Here is a 19,142-nt window from a genome sequence, read left to right on the forward strand (position 1 = left end):
ATTCATCATTTAATCAAAGTTCACAGAAAATTGTTTATCCCCGAGGTCTTGCTGAGGACATACAATGTCCTCAGTTGATTTTTGGAGTATTCTTGTTCTAGGTTCAAATGTATTTTTAATTAAGCTTTGTGATCCTACTTTTACTTCTGTATTGTTGTATAAAGAATCATAAAAAAATAATAGCTCAATATATGTACATCTCCTATGTTAGATAAATTAATCTAACTAATCAAAAATGTATTTTATCAAACTACTATTTAAAGACTTACCAATAATATTTTTTTTACTCTTTAGTCTCTTACTGATAGAATTACACCCTACATTTTTACTACTTTTGAAATATATTCAACCTCGTCTTTAATAACTGTATATGGGAAATATTCTTTAAAACTTTTCAAATCATTAAGCGTTACTATCTGAACACCTTTTCCAAGCGTTGTCAATGTTAAATATTTTGATAATGATGCCAATCTTTGACCTTGCTCTACTTCTAGAACTAAACTACCCTCTTTTTCATGCTTCTTGGCTACTAGATAACACATTTTTCAATACCTCCTTAAACTCCGATTCATTTTGGATCTCTCCACTATCATATTTTTTTCTTAATAATTCACCTATAGCGTTATTTTTCTTATACTTATAAACATATATATGAAGCCAATCATTCATAATCCTCTCATTCTTAGTATTTATTTGGATTTCTATAGGATAATGTCTATTCGTCTTCTGATAATATAAATGAATTCCTCTATATCCATCATCATTTACTTTTCCATTTATCATATTAGCAATCTTGAAAATATTTAACTCTTGCTCTAAAATTTGATTGTATCGATTTTACTCTATAAGCAAAATTCACATCGATTAGTAAATCAGTACTTTCATAAAATTCTTTCAAGTCAATTATTTCATTAACTAAATCATCTTTTTGAAATTTTCTTAGAGTATTCTTTAAGTTTTTACCAAGCTGACTTTCAACACTTAATTTATCAAGTAATTCTTCGCTTATACCATAAAGACTAAATTTCAAACTAACACCCTCTCTATTTATGGTGATTACTATTATTATAATTCTATAAATCAGTAATATCCAAGCTTTTTTGTTTCAAATATTAATTTATTACGGATATAAAGTACACACCCAACCCCAAAAATGCTAAACCACTTAATTCAGTGGATTTGTATTGTATAAATATCGTTGTTTATGTATGGTGAAGGCAAAAGAGTGGCGTTATCCTTTATTACAATAAACAAACGCACAAAACTCATACCACTACACAAATATTCTTAATTCTGCGTAATTATTAACCCCCCTCAACCCAAAATTCCCCCAAACCTAAATCTGAGGGAACATAAAACACACATCAATATTCACTTAAAGTCCTTGAAACCCTTTGATTTCAGGCTATTCCTTAACTATCTTCACGACACACTCGAGGTGGGCAGTGTGAGGGAACATGTCCATTCCTTGTACTTTCTCCACTTTATACCCAGCTTCTTCAAGCACATTTAAATCATTAACCAAAGTCTTTGGATTACATGAAACATATATTATTTCTTCTGGATCAAACTTAACTACATATTCCATTGCAATAGGATGAACCCCTGGTCTTGGTGGGTCTAATATTATTATGTCTGGTTTTACATCTATATCCTTTATCACCTTAGCTACATCACCTGCTATAAATTGGCAATTAGTAAGTCCGTTGAGCTTTGCATTTTCATTTGCAGCCTCTACCGCCTCTTCAATGAGTTCTACTCCTACTACCTTTTTTGCTTCCCTAGCAACAATCTGGCCAATTGTACCTGTTCCACAATATAGGTCGAATACAGTTTTATCATGAGCATCTCCCATAAATTCTTTTACAATAGTATAAAGTTTCTCTGCGCCCTTAGAATTTGTTTGAAAAAAAGATAGAGAAGATATTTTAAATTCCATACCCAATAATTTTTCAGCAATATAATCTCTTCCATATAATATTCTAGTTTCATCAGAATACACTTTATCTGATAATGAATCATTAACCGTATGGATAATACCAGTTATTTTATCTATATAATCTTGACCTAGCAACAATTCTTTATACTCATTCATATCAAAATCCAGCTGAGAAGTTGTAACTATATTCACAAGGAAATCACCTGTATTTTTACCTTTTCTAACTACTAGATTTCTAAGATAACCTTCTCTACTCATAACCCTATATTGCTTTATTTCTTTTTCTCTAAAATATTTTATTGTCAAATCTAATACTTTTCCAAAATCCTCATCTACAATTTTGCAACACTCAACATTTACTATACCAAAGGCTTTTCCTTTCATATGCATACCAAGGGTTAATTCTCCACCCTTTTCAAAATCACCAAAAGAAAACTCCATTTTGTTTCTATATTCAAAAATTTCAGGACTTCCTTCCATTCCTAAAAATTCGTAATTTTCAATATTAGCTTTATTAAGTAACTTTAATAATTGTTCTTTCTTAAATTCTAATTGCTTCTCATAGGGAACATTTTGATGAGAACATCCTCCACACAAATGGAATACAGGACACGCAGTATCTATTTTATAATCGACTTCTTCAACAACTTCATTAACTTTAGCCATCGCGTTGCCATTTTTAAATTTATGAACGTACGCTAAAACCTTTTGACCAGGCAAAGCACTTTTTATTAAAACCTTCTGATTATCTACATATCCTACTCCAAACCCCGGAAATTCCGTCTCAACAACATCAACCTCATATACTTTTCTTTTTCTCAAAATATCACTCCTATTTCTTTTGTAATTTATTTTATAACATATTTTTTATTATGCAATTTCCAATATTATTGATATAATCAAATGGGCACTGTAAAATTCAATTTGCAATTACAATTAATTCTCTGTTTAGTTAAAAACTGTTTTAATTATTTACAATATTTCATATGAAACAGACAAAACTTCTCCATAATTATAAATTGTGCATTGTGCACTGTGCATTTCCTTCGTTTTTGTACTCAACATTACTATTATACCAATTTTTATTTATTTAACAATAGATTAATTATCCAAACAGAAAGGTCGTGCTTTATGATTACTAAATTAATATTTCTTTGCTCTGCGGGTTTTATAGCAGCTTTTGTCGATTCTATAGCTGGTGGGGGTGGACTAATTAGTGTCCCTGCTTTTTTAGCTGCAGGTATACCTACACATTTAACACTTGGTACAAATAAATTTGCAGCTTCATCTGGTTCTTTTACTAGCTCCATAAATTTTATTCGCTCTAAAAAAGCAAACTTTAATCTATTAAAATATCTCATTCCATTCACTTTATTAGGGGCTTGCATTGGGGTAAATACAGTTATGCTAGTTGACGAAAATATTCTTAAATCACTCATTCTAATACTTATTCTATTCGTAGGCTTATATAGCATATTTTCAAAATCATTAGGTGGCGAAAATAAATTTGAAGCCTTAACTAGAAAAAATATAGTTTTAGGAATAATAATAGCATTCTCTCTTGGTTTTTATGATGGTTTTTTCGGACCTGGGACAGGCTCTTTTTTAATGTTTTTATTAATCAAAGTATATAAATTTGATTTTACTAACGCTGCTGGTAATGCTAAAGTACTAAACTTTGTTAGTAATATTACTTCCTTAGTTCTTTTCGCTATAAAGGGTCAAATCATATATACAGTAGCTATACCTGTTGGAATATTTATGATTCTAGGTGCACGACTGGGTAGTGGACTTGCTATAAAGAATGGTTCTAAACTTATAAGACCTGTTTTCTCTGTTGTTTCTCTCTGCGTTGCCGGAAAAATATTATGGGATATTATTTTGTAGAATTGGCTTTTATTTTAATTCAAAAAAGAAAAAAAGTAAGTCAATTGCCAATTGGTCAACTGCTCACTTTATTATATTTCTTTTTTATCAATTTCTTTGTCAATTGCCATTAGGTCAACTGCTTGTACAAGGCTATAATTTATTGCTCACTTGCAATTATCAATAACCCAAATTACTTTTATCATAATACACCTTTTAAAAAACATTGTCAATAACTTTTGCAAAATAATTATCCTATTTATGTATTATTATAGTACATAAATAGGATTTTTAAATATTTATACTTGTTTTAATATTATTAATTTTCAAACAATTTCAAAATCACTGGTATTTTAATATATAATATATCATATTCATCTTCTTTATGCTATACTTTATCTGCAATGGCCACTACAATGTTTTTTACAAAAACTACCTTTCTTTGTACAAAAAATGCTTTCTGATCCACATTTAGGACATACTCTTTCAGTAGTTTCAAAATTCAATTCAAATATATTTCCACAATCCTCACACCTCATTACACAAATATTCACAGTATAATTTCCACCTGAGATTCTAACAGCCTTTCCTTGAACTAGTGCTTCTGTTACTTTTTTTCTACCTTGGTCAATAATATTCTGAAACGTTTGTCTTGAAACTAGCATTTTCTCAGCGCACTGCTCTTGATTCAATCCTTCAATATCCTTTAATCTCATGGCTTCTACTTCTTCTATTTTAAGAACCACTTCTTCTAATTCACACTTTCTTTTACCAAAAGGAACAAAGTACGTACTTTCAGGTAAAAACTGTACTCTTCTCCATTTTTTAGGTCTCGGCATTTTTGTCCTCCTTACATTCTTTGCAAATCCCTTCAAAAACTAGATTAGCATCCTTAATAGAAACACCATATTTTTCTTCTAGTTCTATATTAGATTTAAGGTAATTATAACATAAATCTTGATCATCTATATCTAATATTTTGCCGCAGTTAATGCATTTGAAATGCATATGAAGACATTTCTTGCTATAAATTTTAAGTTCAAAATAATTCACATCATCTATCTTTATTTCTTTTGCTATACCAAGCTCCACATATAATTTTAAGGTTCTATATACTGTTGCTAATCCTATATTTTTTTCTCTTAACTGGTTAAATATTTCTTCTGCTCTCAAATGCTTATCTGCATAATATAGAGAATGTAAGATTACTCTCCTTTGATAAGTAAACTTATATCCTTTTTCACTTAATTGACTTTCAATTTTTTTTAAATTATCTTTCATTCCAAACAACTCACTTTCAAATTATTTATATGTACAATATTGTACTAGTATTTTTATTTATATAATTTTATTTTACTATGAATCTATTGAAATTGAAAGTCAATTAACTAAATATATTATTAGATAATCATTATTTGTGCATTGCGCAATGTGCATTTAAGATTTTATTCTTTAAACTGCACATTGCATTCTGCAAACTGCACTCTTCTTTTAAAAAACTAGTGTTGACATACTGAACCTGAAGATTTAAGATTTCCTTTTAGGTACTCATCTACAGCTACATCTGGTTCCCCACTTGCTCCTACTAATACATCTACTCCATTTTCAAAAAATAAGTTTTGAGCTGAACCACCCATACCTCCAGCAATAATTAAAGATGCTCCTTGCTCTGCTATAAACTTTGGTAAAAACCCTGGTCTATGTCCTGGATTTGCTACCTCTTCTGTTTTAAGAACTTTTCCATCCTCTACATAATACATCTTAAAGAATTCACAATGACCAAAGTGTTGACTTACTATACCTTCTGTTACTGCTACTGAAATTTTCATTTTATTTCCTCCTATTTATATAAATATTTTTTAATATTTTTCCACATATCCTGAATTGCAATATTAGCAGAGCTATTTTCAAACTCTGTAATTGGTTTTAATGAATTTATTGATTTCATAACTGTGTCATCATATGGAACTTCACCTATTAAAAGATAATTATTTTCATTACAATATTCTTTAATAGCTTCTGCTACCGTTGTATTTATATCAGATTTATTTATACAAACAAATGGTGTTACACTAAAATGATCACATACAGAAAGTACTCTCTTAAGATCTTCCATACCTGACATTGTAGGTTCAGTTACAACTAATGCAAAATCAGTATTAGTTATTGATGAAATAACTGGACACCCTGTCCCTGGAGATCCATCAACTATAATTAATTGTTCTTTGCTACTTTTAACACCTTCTGCTAACTTCCTTACCTTCGTAATCAATTTTCCAGAACCATCTGCACCTATTTCCATTTCAGCTCTAGATACAATTCCTTTATTCCCTTTTGTGATCATAGTTTTTGCACCATAATCTTCTTTAATATCTATAGCTCCTACTGGACAAACTATCTTGCAAGCTATGCATCCTTCACATTTAAAAGGATTTATTTTAAAATCTTTAATAGCATCAAATTTACATACCTCAACGCATCTTCCACATTCAATACATTTTTCACTATCTATTGTAGCAATATTACCTGTTACAAATCCTTCTATATTTTCATCTTCACCATCATACATTAGATATAGATTAGGTGCGTCCACATCGCAATCAGCCTTAATTACATCTCCTGCAAGTTGAGATAATGCTACTGCAATAGTTGTCTTACCCGTTCCACCTTTTCCGCTAATAACTACTAGTTCCATGTGCTCACCTCTTTAACTTTTGCTCCAAATCCAGTAAATAATTCTCGCATTTCATCCATATTCACAATTAACTCACCTTTAGAATATAGAGCCGCAATATCTCTACTATATGGTACTGCACCTAGAATTGAAATTTTTTCTTCCATGCAATAATCCCTAATAATATTATCTTCACTTATTTCTTTATTTATAATAATTGAATAAGGAATATTCATTTTTCTAACTAAAGAAACAGCCAGTTTCAAATCATGCAGAGCAAATTCAGTAGTTTCTGTCACCAAAATAGCCCTATCAGCTTTTTCTAATGTATTTACAGCATTACACGAAGTACCTGGGGAACAATCTAAAAGATTCATCTCACCCTCTAAATCTTTTGTAACTGCTCTAATTATTGGAACTGCCATCGGTTCACCGATATCGAGTAATCCTCTCTTGCAGTGTATTCCCTCACCAATTCCTTCTTCAACTATTCCAAGTCTTCTTTCTTCAAAATGAATTGCATCATATTTACAAACTAATTCGCAAGTTCCACAACCATGACATAAGTTTTCAAAAAACATAACTTCTTTCTTTGTCTGAGCCAATGAGTTAAACTGACAAGCCTTGGAACACTCTCCACATAAAGTACATTTATCCTTATCTATAACAGGACACAATACCTTAACTTCTCTTCTTTTAATAATTTCAGGATTTAAAAATATAAATCCATTAGGCTCTTCAACATCACAATCTATATATGTAGCTCCTAAAATCTTAGCTAAATTAGTAGAAACTGTCGTCTTCCCAGTACCACCTTTACCGCTAAGTATAGCAATATTCAATTAAATTACCCCTTTCATTTTTCAAACAAATATATTGTAAAATTAAATTCATCAAACAAGAATACACTGCTAACTATCGTTTAACTATTGCTTAACTATTGTTTAACCATCGTTTAACCATCGTTTAACCATCGTTTAACCATCGTTTAACTATTGTTCCATAATCGCTCTAAACTGGTTTTTTCTTTGCAACATTTATTTCTTCTAAGATTCCTTCAACACAAGCTCTAAGAGCATCCTCACAAGGAACTTCAGAACTTTTATAAATTTTTATATCACTATCATTTAAAACCTTAAATGCATTTGGTCCTGCAAAACCTGTTACAACAACTTCCGCTCCAGCATCTATAGCTTGTTGCGCCGCCGCTATTCCTGCACCATGTTCTGAATCTATACCCGTATTTTCTTCAACTTCAAAAGATCCACTTTCAGTATCATAAATTTGAAAATATGGACATCTTCCGAATCTTGAATCTAAACTATCTTTTTTTTCTTTCCCTGTAGCTGTAATTAAAACTTTCATAAGACACACTCCTTTTTATTTATAGCATATGCTAAATATATTATATACCCTATTTTTGTTTTTGGCAAATGCCAATTTTAAAAATCAGCAAAAAGTTTATATTTTCCAGCGAACACGGTACAGCGCCTAACAATTGTTTAACTATCGTTTAACTATCGTTTAACTATTGCTCAACTATCGTTTAACTATTGTTCATTGATAATATTTTCTATCTTGTGTATAATTTATAATATCTTTTGTAATATCTTTTATAATATAATTGCTATATTATATGAAAAATTTATTTTGTGAGGTATGTTCTAATGGGTCAATCATGGAGTGGTATTAAGAAAAGATTAGAAAAAGATTTAATGTGTGATTCACTTAAAGGACGAATAAAATACTTTATCACAAAATATAATAATTCTCATGATGAATCAGGACGTGTTGCTATTATCGTCGATGGGAAAGAAATAATTCAGGGTAATATATTTAAATATTATGATGGCTACAGAGAAACTGAATTAAAATTTAAAATTGCACTCTATCTATAAAAAAGGAGGATTTATTTTGAATTTAAATAAAATCAACGGTAACACTTACTACATAGATGGTCCATCTAACATCGGAGTTTTTGCATATAAAAATAAATTTTGTATGCTTATTGATACTGGTATAGGTTCATCTCACGCTAAAAGGGTAGATAAAATTTTGACTGATAATAATCTTCATCCAAAATTTATCATCAACACCCATGCACACGGTGACCACTGTGGTGGTAATGAATATTTTAAGAAAAACTATACTGGAATTCAAGTATATACATCAACTCAAGAGAAAATTTTAATGGAAAACAGAAAATTAGCTTATGCAATTCTAGCCGGAGGAGCTCCTTTTAGAAAACTCACTAAAAACGATAAAGATAAAAAAGTTGATTTTGTACTAGATTATGGAGTAAACAAAATAGGAGACGAAAAATTCGAAGTCTATAGGGGCTGGGGACACACTCCTGAACAAATTGTATTATTAACTCCAAATAGAGTCTGTTTCCTTGGAGATTCAATTTTCAGTGATGAAACCATTGATAAATACTCTTTCCCTTATCTATATAATATAGAAGACAGCCTAGAAACTTTAAATTCTTTAAGAGAAATAGATGCCGATTATTTTGTCATTGCTCATTCAAGTAAAATATATGAAAAACATGAAATGGATGCTTTGATTAATAAGAATATTACTAATATTAATAAATATAAAGAACAAATTTTAGAACTGCTTGATCAACCGATATCTAAGGAAGATTTGCTTCAAAATATTATTATATTAAATGAACTCGATATGGCTCATCAAGATTACTTTTTAAATCTTTCCACTGTCTCATCTTATTTATCATGTTTGCTAGATAATAATTCTATCAACTATTCATTAGAAGATGGTAAAGTATTTTATTATAGAGAATAGTTTTAAAAGATGTAATGCACAATGCACAATTTACAATGCACAATTATGGATGGTTTTCTTCCTTTCGTCAGAAAATCTTATATTTAATTTATACAATCTAAGATAAAAGATTTTTAGAAACTGCTCGATGATTGTCAGAAAATCTATATTTAAATTAAAACATTTAGAAGAGGAGTTGCTAAAAATGTTTAAAGAAATGAGAAGAATCGAAAAGAAACTTACTGAAAAAGAAAGTTTGAAAATTTTAGAAAACGGTGAGTACGGTGTGTTATCAATGATAGATATAAATGGATATGCTTACGGTGTTCCATTAAGCTATACTTTTTTAGATAATAGTATTTATTTTCACTGTGCAAACTCCGGTAGCAAATTAAATAATCTGAAAGAAAATAACAAAGTATCTTTTTGTGTCGTTGGAGATACTGAAATTTTACCAAACAAATTTACAACTAAGTATGAAAGCGTAATTGCCTTTGGAAAAACTAATATAGTTTTAGGAGATGAAAAAGAAAAAGTACTTTTTTCTATTATAGAAAAATATTCTAATAATTTTCTAAAAGAAGGAACAGCCTATATAAATAGGGCCATCAGTAAAACTACACTTATAAAAATTTCTATTGACCACATTACCGGTAAATCAAATGACTAATATATTTTACACACCCATTTAGGAGGGCCTTATGAAAAAACAAACTATAACATTAAGTATTGAAAAAAGAAGAACAATGATAGAATCAATCCAAACTTATTTTTATAAAGAAAGAGAGGAAGATTTAGGAGATTTAGCCGCTGGCCTTATTTTAGATTTTGTAATGGAAGAACTAGCTCCTGAAATATATAATCAGGGGGTATACGATTCCTACACTTACATGACAGAAAGAGTCGATGATATATTGAGTATACAAAAGATATAGTACATAATACCTAATACCTAATGCACAATGCACAATGTACAATGCACAATTATGGATGATTCTCGGCTTGCGCCGAGAATCTTTAATTACTTAATTACTTAATTGCTAATTGCTAATTGCTAATTGCTAATTGCTAATTGCTAATTGCTAATTGCTAATTGCTAATTGCTAATTGCTAATTAATTATACCTGATTATCACAATAAAAATGCATAGCTTCCTTTAAAAATTCAGCTAATCCAGGTTTTGTTTTATCAATATTTTTAGTAAATCTGTCATCACAAACGTATAAATCCCCTAGTCCTCTAAATATTTCAACTGTGAAGGTATAAAAATTATCACTAATATACTTCCTATATTGTGCTACTAACTTTTGAACTTCCTCATCTTTAGGTCCTTTTTCCATAATTGCTGCAATTTTTCTGTAAATTTCATTACCTTCTTCAGTAATTTCTTGCCACTTATTTTTTGAATACTTTGCTGTTTTTTTATTACATTCATCTACTACTTTCTTGTCATACTTTGCTTTTACTTCCTCGGCATATTTTTCCTTATAATCATTGATTTCCCTCATATCAAAGGGTTCAAATGTTTCTTTTTTACTCATATCTATTCCTCCTTTTATGGAACTTAATGTTGTGTCTACTGATTTGATGATTTCCTCAAGCCTTTGCTTTTTTTTGATTAAAATTTCTTTATGAGTCTTAAGAGCCCCTTCTCTATCAAATTTTGGGTCATTTAATATAATTTTTATATCTTCCAATTTAAAATCAAGCTCTTTAAAGAATAATACCTGTTGCAACTTAATTAAGTCATTTTCTGAATAAAGCCTGTAACCCGCTTCATTAATAGATTCTGGCTTCAACAAACCAATTTTATCGTAGTGATGAAGCGTGCGCACACTTATCCCTACAACATCAGCAACTTCTTTTACTTTATACATGAAAAGATCACCTCTATTTAGATAAACTGCTTCAACATAAATTTATACAATTGAATAATTCATTAACGCGTTATATTTTGTACATGCATAAATGGAATTCCTGTAATGTTTATCTTTAATAATATAATAAACTATAACGTTACGTCATAGTCAAGGTTTTTTTATTTATTGCTTATCAATATTTTTTTATTCTTATACACTAATTTAAACTTGCCTTTATAGTTTATTTATTGTACTATTACAATGAAACAATTACTAAAAACCTATACTTTCGGAGGATTTTGTATGAAATATTATGGAAAAATATCATTATCTTCATTTTTAAAGATTTTACTAGACATATTAATGGTTGCTGGATTAGTGTTATGGGTTATAACCTTTGTTAAATACATATTAGATACCGGCACTATAAATTTAAGCCTAACAATAACCTACACACTATTTGTAGTTGGTGGAATGGCTTCTTTTGCAATCCTTTATTACCTAAGAAAAATTGTATGCACTTTGATAAAAGTAACTCCCTTTGTTTCCGATAATGTACGTAGCCTACAAAGAATTTCAATATGTTGCTTTGTTATTACTACAACTTATATAATAAATTTCTTTTGTAATAGACAATACACCGACTTCAAAATTATAACTTATGATTTTACAGGTATTCACACTGATTTTGAAGCTTTTATATTTTTCTTTGCTGGTTGCTTTTTATTGATACTTTCTAAAGTGTTTGAACAAGCCGTACAAGTAAAAGAAGAAAATGATTTAACAATATAAATGGAGGATCAATATGGCTATTATCGTTAATTTAGACGTTATGATGGCTAAACGGAAAATATCCCTTTCCAAATTAGCCGAAAAAGTTGGTATTACAAACGCAAATCTATCAATATTAAAAACGGGCAAAGCAAAAGCAATAAGATTCTCAACCCTTGAATCAATTTGCAAAGAATTAGACTGTCAGCCAGGGGATATACTAGAATATAGGCATGAAGAGTAACTTCGGGATGAAAAGTAAAAAAATTTTAATATTTCAATAATCAAATAATACCCTATATTAGAGGTTAGTTAGTAATCTCTAATATAGGGTATCTTAATTTTTCAGTAATTTATTTTCTATATTCTAAATATTCATCATAAGTCATTTCTTTATCAAAAGTACCACCATCTGGCATAATCTCAATTATTCTGTTAGCTATAGTTTGAATGAATTGGTGGTCATGAGAAGTAAATAACAAATTACTCTTATAATCTACAAGTCCATTATTTACAGCTGTAATAGATTCAAGGTCTAAGTGGTTAGTAGGCTGATCAAGTATTAAAACATTAGCACTACTAAGCATCATTTTTGAAAGCATACAACGAACTTTCTCTCCCCCTGATAAAACATTTACCATTTTAAGAGCTTCTTCTCCTGAGAAAAGCATTCTTCCCAAAAATCCCCTTAAATAAGATTCAGTTTTATCTTCTGAATATTGACGTAACCATTCAACAAGGTTTATATCATCTGCTGTAAAAAATTCTGTGTTATCTTTAGGGAAATATGCTTTAGATATTGTAATGCCCCATCTATATTCCCCACTATCAGGCTCCATTTCACCATTAATAATCTTGAATAATGTTGATACAGCATTTGGGTTTTTACTAATCAAAGCAATTTTATTGCCTTTTGAAACATTAAAACTAACATTATCTAGAACTTTTTCACCATCGATAGTTTTTGATATACCATCAACTTCAAGTATAACATTACCTACTTCTCTTTCAGGTTTAAAACCTACAAATGGGTATTTTCTGCTAGATGGTTGAATATCATCTAAAGTTATTTTATCTAATAATTTTTTACGAGAAGTTGCTTGTTTAGATTTAGAAGCATTAGCACTAAATCTTGCTACAAACTCTTGTAAATCTTTTATCTTTTCTTCTTTTTTCTTGTTTTGGTCTTTCATTAATCGAAGCGCCAATTGGCTTGACTCATACCAGAAATCATAGTTTCCTACGAAAAGTTTTATCTTTCCAAAGTCAACATCTGCCATATGAGTACATACTTTGTTTAAGAAGTATCTATCATGGGATACAACTATAACTGTTCCATCAAAATTAATTAAGAACTCTTCTAACCAATTTATTGATTTAATATCTAAATGGTTGGTAGGCTCATCAAGAATTAGAACTCCTGGTTTGCCAAATAAAGCTTGTGCAAGTAATACTTTTATTTTCTCAGCATCTTGCAAATCAGACATCTTTTTGTAATGCAGGTCTGTATCTATTCCTAAACCCTGCAATAACGTTGCTGCATTGGATTCTGCTTCCCATCCGTCTAAATCAGCAAATTCACCTTCTAATTCAGCTGCTTTTATACCATCTTCATCTGAAAAATCAGGTTTTGCATATATTTCATCTTTTTCCTTCATTATTTCAAATAATCTTGGATTTCCCATTATTACTGTCTCTAATACTTCGTGGTCATCATATTTATAATGGTCTTGTTGCAATACAGACATTCTCACATCTTTTGCAATACTAACATCACCAGTATTTGGCTCAATCTCTCCAGATAGTATTTTAAGGAAAGTACTTTTCCCCGCCCCATTGGCGCCTATTACACCATAACAGTTTCCTGGAGTAAATTTAATATTTACATCTTCAAATAATTTTCTCTCACCAAATCTTAAACTTATGTTTGATACGTTTATCACGGCATTACCATCCTCTTCACTCATTTTACATACATTAGGTATTATAACACAACCATACATCAATGCACAACCTTAATTCAATGCACAATTCACAATGCAAATTGCACATTGCAAATTGCACATTTATTTTAAAAACTACTCTTCCCATTCCATTTTTGCTAAAGGGAACGGTTCAAGTGCTCTGTCTAAAATTCCATGAACATATGCAATCAATACTCCATAATTAACCATAGGAACTTCAACTTCATTTGCCATAGCTATTCTATGAAGCATAGCTTTTCTATTCAACATGCACCCAGCACAATGGACTATTAGAGAATAATCCTTAACATTTTCAGGGAATGTATATCCACTAGTATAATCAAATTCTATTTTCTTTCCTGTAATTTGTCTAAGCCATCTTGGTATTTTCACACTTCCAATGTCATCAGATTGCCTGTGATGTGTACAAGCTTCAGAAATCAAAACTTTATCTCCATCATTTAGCTTATCAATTGCTTTTGCGCCCTTTACTAGTTCAACTAAATCGCCTTTATATCTGGCAAGTAAAATTGAAAAAGATGTCATCCATATATCCTTTGGAGTATCTGCTGAAACCTTAAGAAAGGCCTGTGAGTCTGTAATTACAATCTTAGGTTTTTTACCTAAATTCTCCAAAGTTTCTCTTAGCTCAATTTCTTTAGTAACAACTGCCATTGCATCACTTTCTAAAATATCCCTTATAGTTTGTTGCTGCGGAAGAATAAGTCTACCTTTAGGCGCCGCTTTATCAATAGGTACTACTAGTACAGCAAAATCCCCCGGTGAAATTAAATCACCGACAATTTTGAACTTATCTTCATCCTCTGGTGACAATCTAGCAATACTCTCTTTTAATTGTTTTATGCCCTTTTTATTCTCAGCACTAACTGCAATCATTTTTATACCTAATTCTTTGCTGAAATTATTTATTAATTCTTCTTCCTTATCAATCAAATCCATTTTGTTTAATACGCCTACTATAGGTAACTTCTTTTCTTTAACTTTATTAATTATTTCTAAATCATAGTCTAGAATACCTTTTGTAGCATCTAATACAATTACTGCGATATCAGTTTTGTTCAAAACCTCAACAGTTTTTTTCTTTCTAAGTTCCCCGAGCTCACTAACATCATCAAGTCCTGCTGTATCAATTATAACAACAGGTCCAAGTGGTAATAACTCCATAGTCTTGTAAACAGGGTCTGTAGTTGTTCCACTTACACTTGATACTAAAGCAATTTCCTGACCTGTAATTGCATTTACAATACTAGACTTGCCCGCATTTGTCTTACCAAAAAAAGCTATATGTATTCTATTTGAACGTGGTGTATCGTTTAAACTCATTTTTTTAAACCCCTTTCTTAAAAGATAATGCACAATGCACAGTGCACAATGCACAATTATGGATGATTCTCTCCTTATAGTCGAGAATCTTTATTTTATTAAATAACTAAATAATTACATAATCAATTATTTAGTATGCTAATATATATATATTAAATCATTATTAATTTTTTTACCCCTCTCTTAATTTTCATATTCATACAGGTTTTTATGATTATAATTGTTTAATGCTTTTAATCTCTTATAAATCAAAGATTTTCTGACCACCAGGAAGAAAATCCTCCTTAATTGCAAATTGCAAATTGCAAATTGCTAATTGCAAATTGCTAATTGCTAATTGCTAATTGCTAATTGCTAATTGCTAATTGCACATTGTACCTTGATACAAGTTATACATTGCCCTTAAGTTATTCTAAGTGGATTGAACACTTCAGCAATCTCTTCTTCCGTAAGAACCTTCTCATCCAAAACTACTTCCTTAATAGTCTTATCTTCTTTTGATGCTTTCCTTGCTATTTCAGTTGCCTTGTCATAACCTATATGATTTACAAGTACTGCTGCTAGTGCCGTTGATTTCTCTACATATTCTATACATTTATCTTCATTTACTTCTATTCCTCTAATACATTTTTCATCAAAAATTTTTACAGCTTTATTCATATATTTTAAAGATTGCAATAAGCTCTGGGCAATAAGTGGTGAAAATGAATTTAATTCAAATTGTCCACTAAATGCTGCCGTTGTAATTGCAGAATCATTTGAAATTACCTTCATAGCCACCTGTGCTACCATCTCTGGAATAACTGGATTATATTTCCCGGGCATTATTGTGGAACCTGCTTGAACTTTAGGCAATTGAATTTCTCCAAGTCCACCTTTTGGTCCAGAATTCATAAGCCTTAAATCATTAGATATTTTCATTAGATTCACTGCTGCCGACTTCAAAAGTCCTGATACTTCAACAAATACATCCATGTTTTGAGTACTATCAATAGGATAATCACTTCTAGCTATTCCAAGACCAGATAAATTTTGAATATAATCTGTAATTATATATACATACTTTTGAGATGCATTTAATCCTGTTCCTATTGCAGTACCCCCAATATTCATCTCACGAAGTCTTTCTTCTACTTTATAAATTCTCCATCTATCTCTAGCTATTGCTTTTGCATAGGCTCCAAATTCTTGTCCAACCATTATTGGCAAAGCATCCATAAGCTGAGTTCTTCCTAATTTTAATATATCAGCAAATTCATTTTCCTTTTCTTGCAGTGATTCTTGAAGTTTTGCAAGTATCTTAGCTAGTTTTCTAATTTGCTTAATAGCAGCTATTCTAAGTGCCGTTGGATAAACGTCATTAGTAGATTGACCTAAATTAATATCATTAATAGGATGAATTATTTCATACTTTCCTTTTTCATATCCTAGCACTTCTAATGCAACATTTGCAATTACTTCATTAACATTCATATTAGTAGAAGTTCCTGCTCCCCCTTGAAGAGGATGAACAACGAATTGATCATTAAAGTGTCCATCTATAATTTTATCACAAGCTTTGATGATTGCATCTGCCTTTTCTTCATCCATTTCTTTTAATTTTTTATGAGTTAAAGTCGCAGCCTTCTTAATTAATACAATAGCATAAACTAAATCTATATCAACTTTTTCGTCACCCAAATCAAAATTTTCAATGGCTCTCGCTGTATTTATGCCATAATAAACACTTTCTAGCAGAGCTACTTCACCGAGCGAATCCTTTTCTAATCTAAATTCCATGTTTTTCATAACGCCTCCAATTTCCAGCTGTCTAAACGGTACCTAATACATTGTTAGTTATATTACCCATTTTTCCATTAATATTCTACCACAGCTCTAAAAGATTAAATAAGAAAAAAGTTACTATTTTTTCCCTTTCAAACGTATCAATTATTGTGAAAATTCTCTAGCTCTTTAAAATTTCATTAACTGAATATTTTTTATTATAAGAAAAAGCCTCATATTTCACAGGCGATCCTAATAATTCTTTGCGGAAATTCTCAGGATCTTCTGTATTCTCAGAAAACATCCCGTAATGACATGGAACTGCAACTTTAACTCCTAAATCAATAGCAAGTTTAGCTGCTTCTTTGTAATTCATATTACCTAATTTACCATTTATAGGACAAATGAGTATATCGGGATTATATTGCTTTACTTTAGTTAATTGCTCATTATATAAGCTATCCCCTACGATATAAATTGAAATATTTTCATAAACAAACACAATTCCAATACTGTCTTCAGTATGATCTGCGTAAACTCCATAAATTTTTATTCCATTAATTGAAATATTGTCCATCCTATTTAAAGGGATAATTTTATCTTTTGGAATATCTATTTTTTCAAAATGTTTAATACATGAATTAGGTCCAATATATTTAATATTTTTCTTATGAATATTCTTTAAAGTATCTTCATCAAAATGGTCAATATGGTCATGTGTGCACATTATAAAATCTACTTCCAATTTTTCTGGACATATCGGAATAGGAATAATCCTATCATAACCTTCTAATAAAAAAACTGAGTTTGATAAATAAGGATCAACACAAATCTGTGTATGTTTAAATTTAACTATAAATCCACCCTGTCCTATCCATTTAATACTAAATTCCATATTCTCATTCCTTTTATATACAATTTAAATACAAACTTACATTTTTAAGCTATATGAAAAACAATTTATATTTACTTATAATTCTTTTATAATTTCATTTTTTATTAGTTCCATTAGCGTTTCATTTGGGTGTTCGCCTCCACCTAAAGCATCTGCATCAACCATATAATTAACCGTATTACTTGGTGATAAGCCTGTTTTTCTTAAATCGATTACTTTTATTCCATACAAATCACATATATGTACAATACTTTCAGCCATATCTTTATGTGTATATGGAATCTTTGCATTATTCTCAGAAAATATTCCATTAAACATATCGTAAGTTGGAATACAACAAAAAATCTCTGCCTTTGGATAATTCTCTTTTAATTTCTTCACCAAAAATTGGTAAGCACTTCTGAATGTTGTTAAATCTTCATATTCTTCATCTAAAACATAACTTCCAAGTTCAGTAGGATTTTCTTGACTAAAATCATTAATACCTCCAAAAACAATAATAATATCTACTTCTCCAAGATTTTTATATCTTCTTGCATCCGTAAATGGTGCTTCCGTTCTATCTTTTGGTGGTGTAGCTACTCTACTACCACTCCACGATTCATTAGCAACAAGTACCATACCTGTTTCCTTAATTAATTTTTGCCACCATGTTTGAGAACAATTTGTTAAAGTCCCCCTAGGATAATATGCATCATTACCTATTGGTATATACCCATCAAAAGTGCTTATACTATCTCCCATAATTGATATTTTCTTATCTTTTAATGATAATAATGACTTTCTGCTATATAAATACCCATTAGTTTCTATATCCGCACCCCCCATTTTTAAAAATAGTTATCATAATACCTTATAACTTTAATTTTACTTAAAGTTATAAGAAAAAGCCACTACATAATTTACTTTTTTACTGTATAATTCTTATTTTCTTAATATATTAATACTTACATTTTATACTATTCTTCAAGTAGCTCAATTGGTAGGATACAAGCATAATTCATCTCTGACTAAAAAGTTCAAAAAATTAGAAAACATAACTCCAAATGAATTTAGAAAGATTAGCCGAAAATAAGCAAAATAACCTCCTTGATTTGGCAAAGCTTTTAAAAAATAATAATATATAATGTAAATATAAACACTTACAGATCATTCACAGTAAATTTTATTTATATTCATCCAAAATCCCATGCCCATGAGAATTATGGACACATATAAAAAAAGTTGAAACGAAAACTCTGTAAATAGAATTTCTACTGGAAACTAATTTATGTAACATACA

Annotated in this window: 24 protein-coding genes; 8 read left to right on the top strand and 16 right to left on the bottom strand. The window is 30.0% G+C overall.

All coding sequences use genetic code 11. The annotated features are described in order from the left end of the window. Positions 1-317 precede the first annotated feature (317 nt). The 4 genes from ACVHXK_RS15330 to rlmD all read right to left on the bottom strand — a co-directional run bounded on the left by ACVHXK_RS15330 (position 318) and on the right by rlmD (position 2,761). Positions 318-542 (bottom strand): DUF6718 family protein, encoded by a 225-nt coding sequence (locus ACVHXK_RS15330; RefSeq protein WP_461207289.1) that lies wholly within the window; start codon positions 540-542, stop codon positions 318-320. Continuing rightward, on the bottom strand, positions 514-783 hold the full coding sequence (locus tag ACVHXK_RS15335; RefSeq protein ID WP_461207290.1) for a hypothetical protein: 270 nt from the start codon (positions 781-783) through the stop codon (positions 514-516). Before ACVHXK_RS15335 ends, ACVHXK_RS15330 begins: the two co-directional genes overlap by 29 nt. 1 nt (position 784) lies before the next feature. Further along, positions 785-1,030, bottom strand: a complete 246-nt coding sequence (locus ACVHXK_RS15340; protein ID WP_461207291.1) for a hypothetical protein — start codon at positions 1,028-1,030, stop codon at positions 785-787. 375 nt (positions 1,031-1,405) lie between these two features. Further along, a complete protein-coding gene (rlmD, locus tag ACVHXK_RS15345) occupies positions 1,406-2,761 on the bottom strand; it encodes a 23S rRNA (uracil(1939)-C(5))-methyltransferase RlmD (protein ID WP_461207292.1) in 1,356 nt (451 codons plus the stop codon). A 309-nt stretch (positions 2,762-3,070) separates the two neighbouring features. On the opposite strand from rlmD, the gene ACVHXK_RS15350 reads away from it, so the two are divergent. Further along, a complete protein-coding gene (locus ACVHXK_RS15350; RefSeq protein WP_461207293.1) occupies positions 3,071-3,826 on the top strand; it encodes a TSUP family transporter in 756 nt (251 codons plus the stop codon). A gap of 374 nt (positions 3,827-4,200) precedes the next feature. Here ACVHXK_RS15350 and ACVHXK_RS15355 read toward each other — a convergent pair whose 3' ends face one another. The 6 genes from ACVHXK_RS15355 to ACVHXK_RS15380 form a co-directional block, all read right to left on the bottom strand. Then, on the bottom strand, positions 4,201-4,644 hold the full coding sequence (locus ACVHXK_RS15355) for a DUF134 domain-containing protein (RefSeq protein ID WP_461207294.1): 444 nt from the start codon (positions 4,642-4,644) through the stop codon (positions 4,201-4,203). Continuing rightward, on the bottom strand, positions 4,631-5,086 hold the full coding sequence (locus tag ACVHXK_RS15360) for a Fur family transcriptional regulator (RefSeq protein ID WP_461207295.1): 456 nt from the start codon (positions 5,084-5,086) through the stop codon (positions 4,631-4,633). Before ACVHXK_RS15360 ends, ACVHXK_RS15355 begins: the two co-directional genes overlap by 14 nt. Positions 5,087-5,304: 218 nt before the next feature. After that, positions 5,305-5,634: a NifB/NifX family molybdenum-iron cluster-binding protein gene (locus ACVHXK_RS15365; protein ID WP_461207296.1), complete on the bottom strand. Its 330-nt coding sequence runs from the start codon at positions 5,632-5,634 to the stop codon at positions 5,305-5,307. Positions 5,635-5,645: 11 nt separating this feature from the next. After that, on the bottom strand, positions 5,646-6,500 hold the full coding sequence (locus ACVHXK_RS15370) for an ATP-binding protein (RefSeq protein ID WP_461207297.1): 855 nt from the start codon (positions 6,498-6,500) through the stop codon (positions 5,646-5,648). Beyond that, positions 6,491-7,321 carry a 4Fe-4S binding protein gene (locus tag ACVHXK_RS15375; protein ID WP_461207298.1) on the bottom strand — a complete coding sequence of 277 codons (831 nt, stop codon included), beginning with the start codon at positions 7,319-7,321 and terminating at the stop codon, positions 6,491-6,493. Before ACVHXK_RS15375 ends, ACVHXK_RS15370 begins: the two co-directional genes overlap by 10 nt. A 169-nt stretch (positions 7,322-7,490) precedes the next feature. Then, positions 7,491-7,844 carry a NifB/NifX family molybdenum-iron cluster-binding protein gene (locus ACVHXK_RS15380; protein ID WP_461207299.1) on the bottom strand — a complete coding sequence of 118 codons (354 nt, stop codon included), beginning with the start codon at positions 7,842-7,844 and terminating at the stop codon, positions 7,491-7,493. A gap of 302 nt (positions 7,845-8,146) precedes the next feature. On the opposite strand from ACVHXK_RS15380, the gene ACVHXK_RS15385 reads away from it, so the two are divergent. The 4 genes from ACVHXK_RS15385 (at position 8,147) to ACVHXK_RS15400 (ending at position 10,198) form a co-directional block, all read left to right on the top strand. Beyond that, positions 8,147-8,377: an SF0329 family protein gene (locus tag ACVHXK_RS15385; protein WP_461207300.1), complete on the top strand. Its 231-nt coding sequence runs from the start codon at positions 8,147-8,149 to the stop codon at positions 8,375-8,377. 16 nt (positions 8,378-8,393) lie between these two features. Continuing rightward, positions 8,394-9,284 (top strand): MBL fold metallo-hydrolase, encoded by an 891-nt coding sequence (locus ACVHXK_RS15390; RefSeq protein WP_461207301.1) that lies wholly within the window; start codon positions 8,394-8,396, stop codon positions 9,282-9,284. Between the two features lie 184 nt (positions 9,285-9,468). Continuing rightward, the gene (locus tag ACVHXK_RS15395; RefSeq protein ID WP_461207302.1) at positions 9,469-9,933 is read left to right on the top strand and encodes a pyridoxamine 5'-phosphate oxidase family protein; all 465 of its coding nucleotides are present in this window, start codon (positions 9,469-9,471) and stop codon (positions 9,931-9,933) included. 31 nt (positions 9,934-9,964) lie between these two features. Then, the gene (locus ACVHXK_RS15400) at positions 9,965-10,198 is read left to right on the top strand and encodes a DUF2164 domain-containing protein (RefSeq protein ID WP_461207303.1); all 234 of its coding nucleotides are present in this window, start codon (positions 9,965-9,967) and stop codon (positions 10,196-10,198) included. A gap of 183 nt (positions 10,199-10,381) precedes the next feature. On the opposite strand, the gene ACVHXK_RS15405 is transcribed toward ACVHXK_RS15400, so the two are convergent. Next, positions 10,382-11,140: a MerR family transcriptional regulator gene (locus ACVHXK_RS15405; protein ID WP_461207304.1), complete on the bottom strand. Its 759-nt coding sequence runs from the start codon at positions 11,138-11,140 to the stop codon at positions 10,382-10,384. Between the two features lie 285 nt (positions 11,141-11,425). Here ACVHXK_RS15405 and ACVHXK_RS15410 point away from each other — a divergent pair, with 285 nt between their 5' ends. Continuing rightward, a complete protein-coding gene (locus tag ACVHXK_RS15410; protein WP_461207305.1) occupies positions 11,426-11,914 on the top strand; it encodes a DUF2975 domain-containing protein in 489 nt (162 codons plus the stop codon). A gap of 13 nt (positions 11,915-11,927) precedes the next feature. After that, positions 11,928-12,137, top strand: coding sequence for a helix-turn-helix domain-containing protein (locus tag ACVHXK_RS15415; protein ID WP_461207306.1), 210 nt, complete (start codon positions 11,928-11,930; stop codon positions 12,135-12,137). Between the two features lie 109 nt (positions 12,138-12,246). Here ACVHXK_RS15415 and ACVHXK_RS15420 read toward each other — a convergent pair whose 3' ends face one another. The 5 genes from ACVHXK_RS15420 to ACVHXK_RS15440 all read right to left on the bottom strand — a co-directional run bounded on the left by ACVHXK_RS15420 (position 12,247) and on the right by ACVHXK_RS15440 (position 18,688). Next, entirely contained in the window at positions 12,247-13,836 is a 1,590-nt protein-coding gene (locus ACVHXK_RS15420; protein WP_461207317.1) for an ABC-F family ATP-binding cassette domain-containing protein, read from the bottom strand. Between the two features lie 135 nt (positions 13,837-13,971). Further along, the gene (hydF, locus tag ACVHXK_RS15425; protein ID WP_461207307.1) at positions 13,972-15,201 is read right to left on the bottom strand and encodes a [FeFe] hydrogenase H-cluster maturation GTPase HydF; all 1,230 of its coding nucleotides are present in this window, start codon (positions 15,199-15,201) and stop codon (positions 13,972-13,974) included. Positions 15,202-15,603: 402 nt separating this feature from the next. Beyond that, positions 15,604-16,980, bottom strand: a complete 1,377-nt coding sequence (locus tag ACVHXK_RS15430) for an aspartate ammonia-lyase (protein ID WP_461207318.1) — start codon at positions 16,978-16,980, stop codon at positions 15,604-15,606. Between the two features lie 166 nt (positions 16,981-17,146). Then, the gene (locus tag ACVHXK_RS15435) at positions 17,147-17,860 is read right to left on the bottom strand and encodes an MBL fold metallo-hydrolase (protein ID WP_461207308.1); all 714 of its coding nucleotides are present in this window, start codon (positions 17,858-17,860) and stop codon (positions 17,147-17,149) included. A gap of 75 nt (positions 17,861-17,935) precedes the next feature. Beyond that, positions 17,936-18,688, bottom strand: a complete 753-nt coding sequence (locus tag ACVHXK_RS15440; RefSeq protein ID WP_461207309.1) for an SGNH/GDSL hydrolase family protein — start codon at positions 18,686-18,688, stop codon at positions 17,936-17,938. A gap of 133 nt (positions 18,689-18,821) precedes the next feature. Here ACVHXK_RS15440 and ACVHXK_RS15445 point away from each other — a divergent pair, with 133 nt between their 5' ends. Next, positions 18,822-18,935, top strand: a complete 114-nt coding sequence (locus tag ACVHXK_RS15445) for an AraC family transcriptional regulator (RefSeq protein ID WP_461207319.1) — start codon at positions 18,822-18,824, stop codon at positions 18,933-18,935. Positions 18,936-19,142 lie beyond the last annotated feature (207 nt).

The sequence above is a fragment of the Clostridium sp. DL1XJH146 genome, assembly GCF_054819755.1.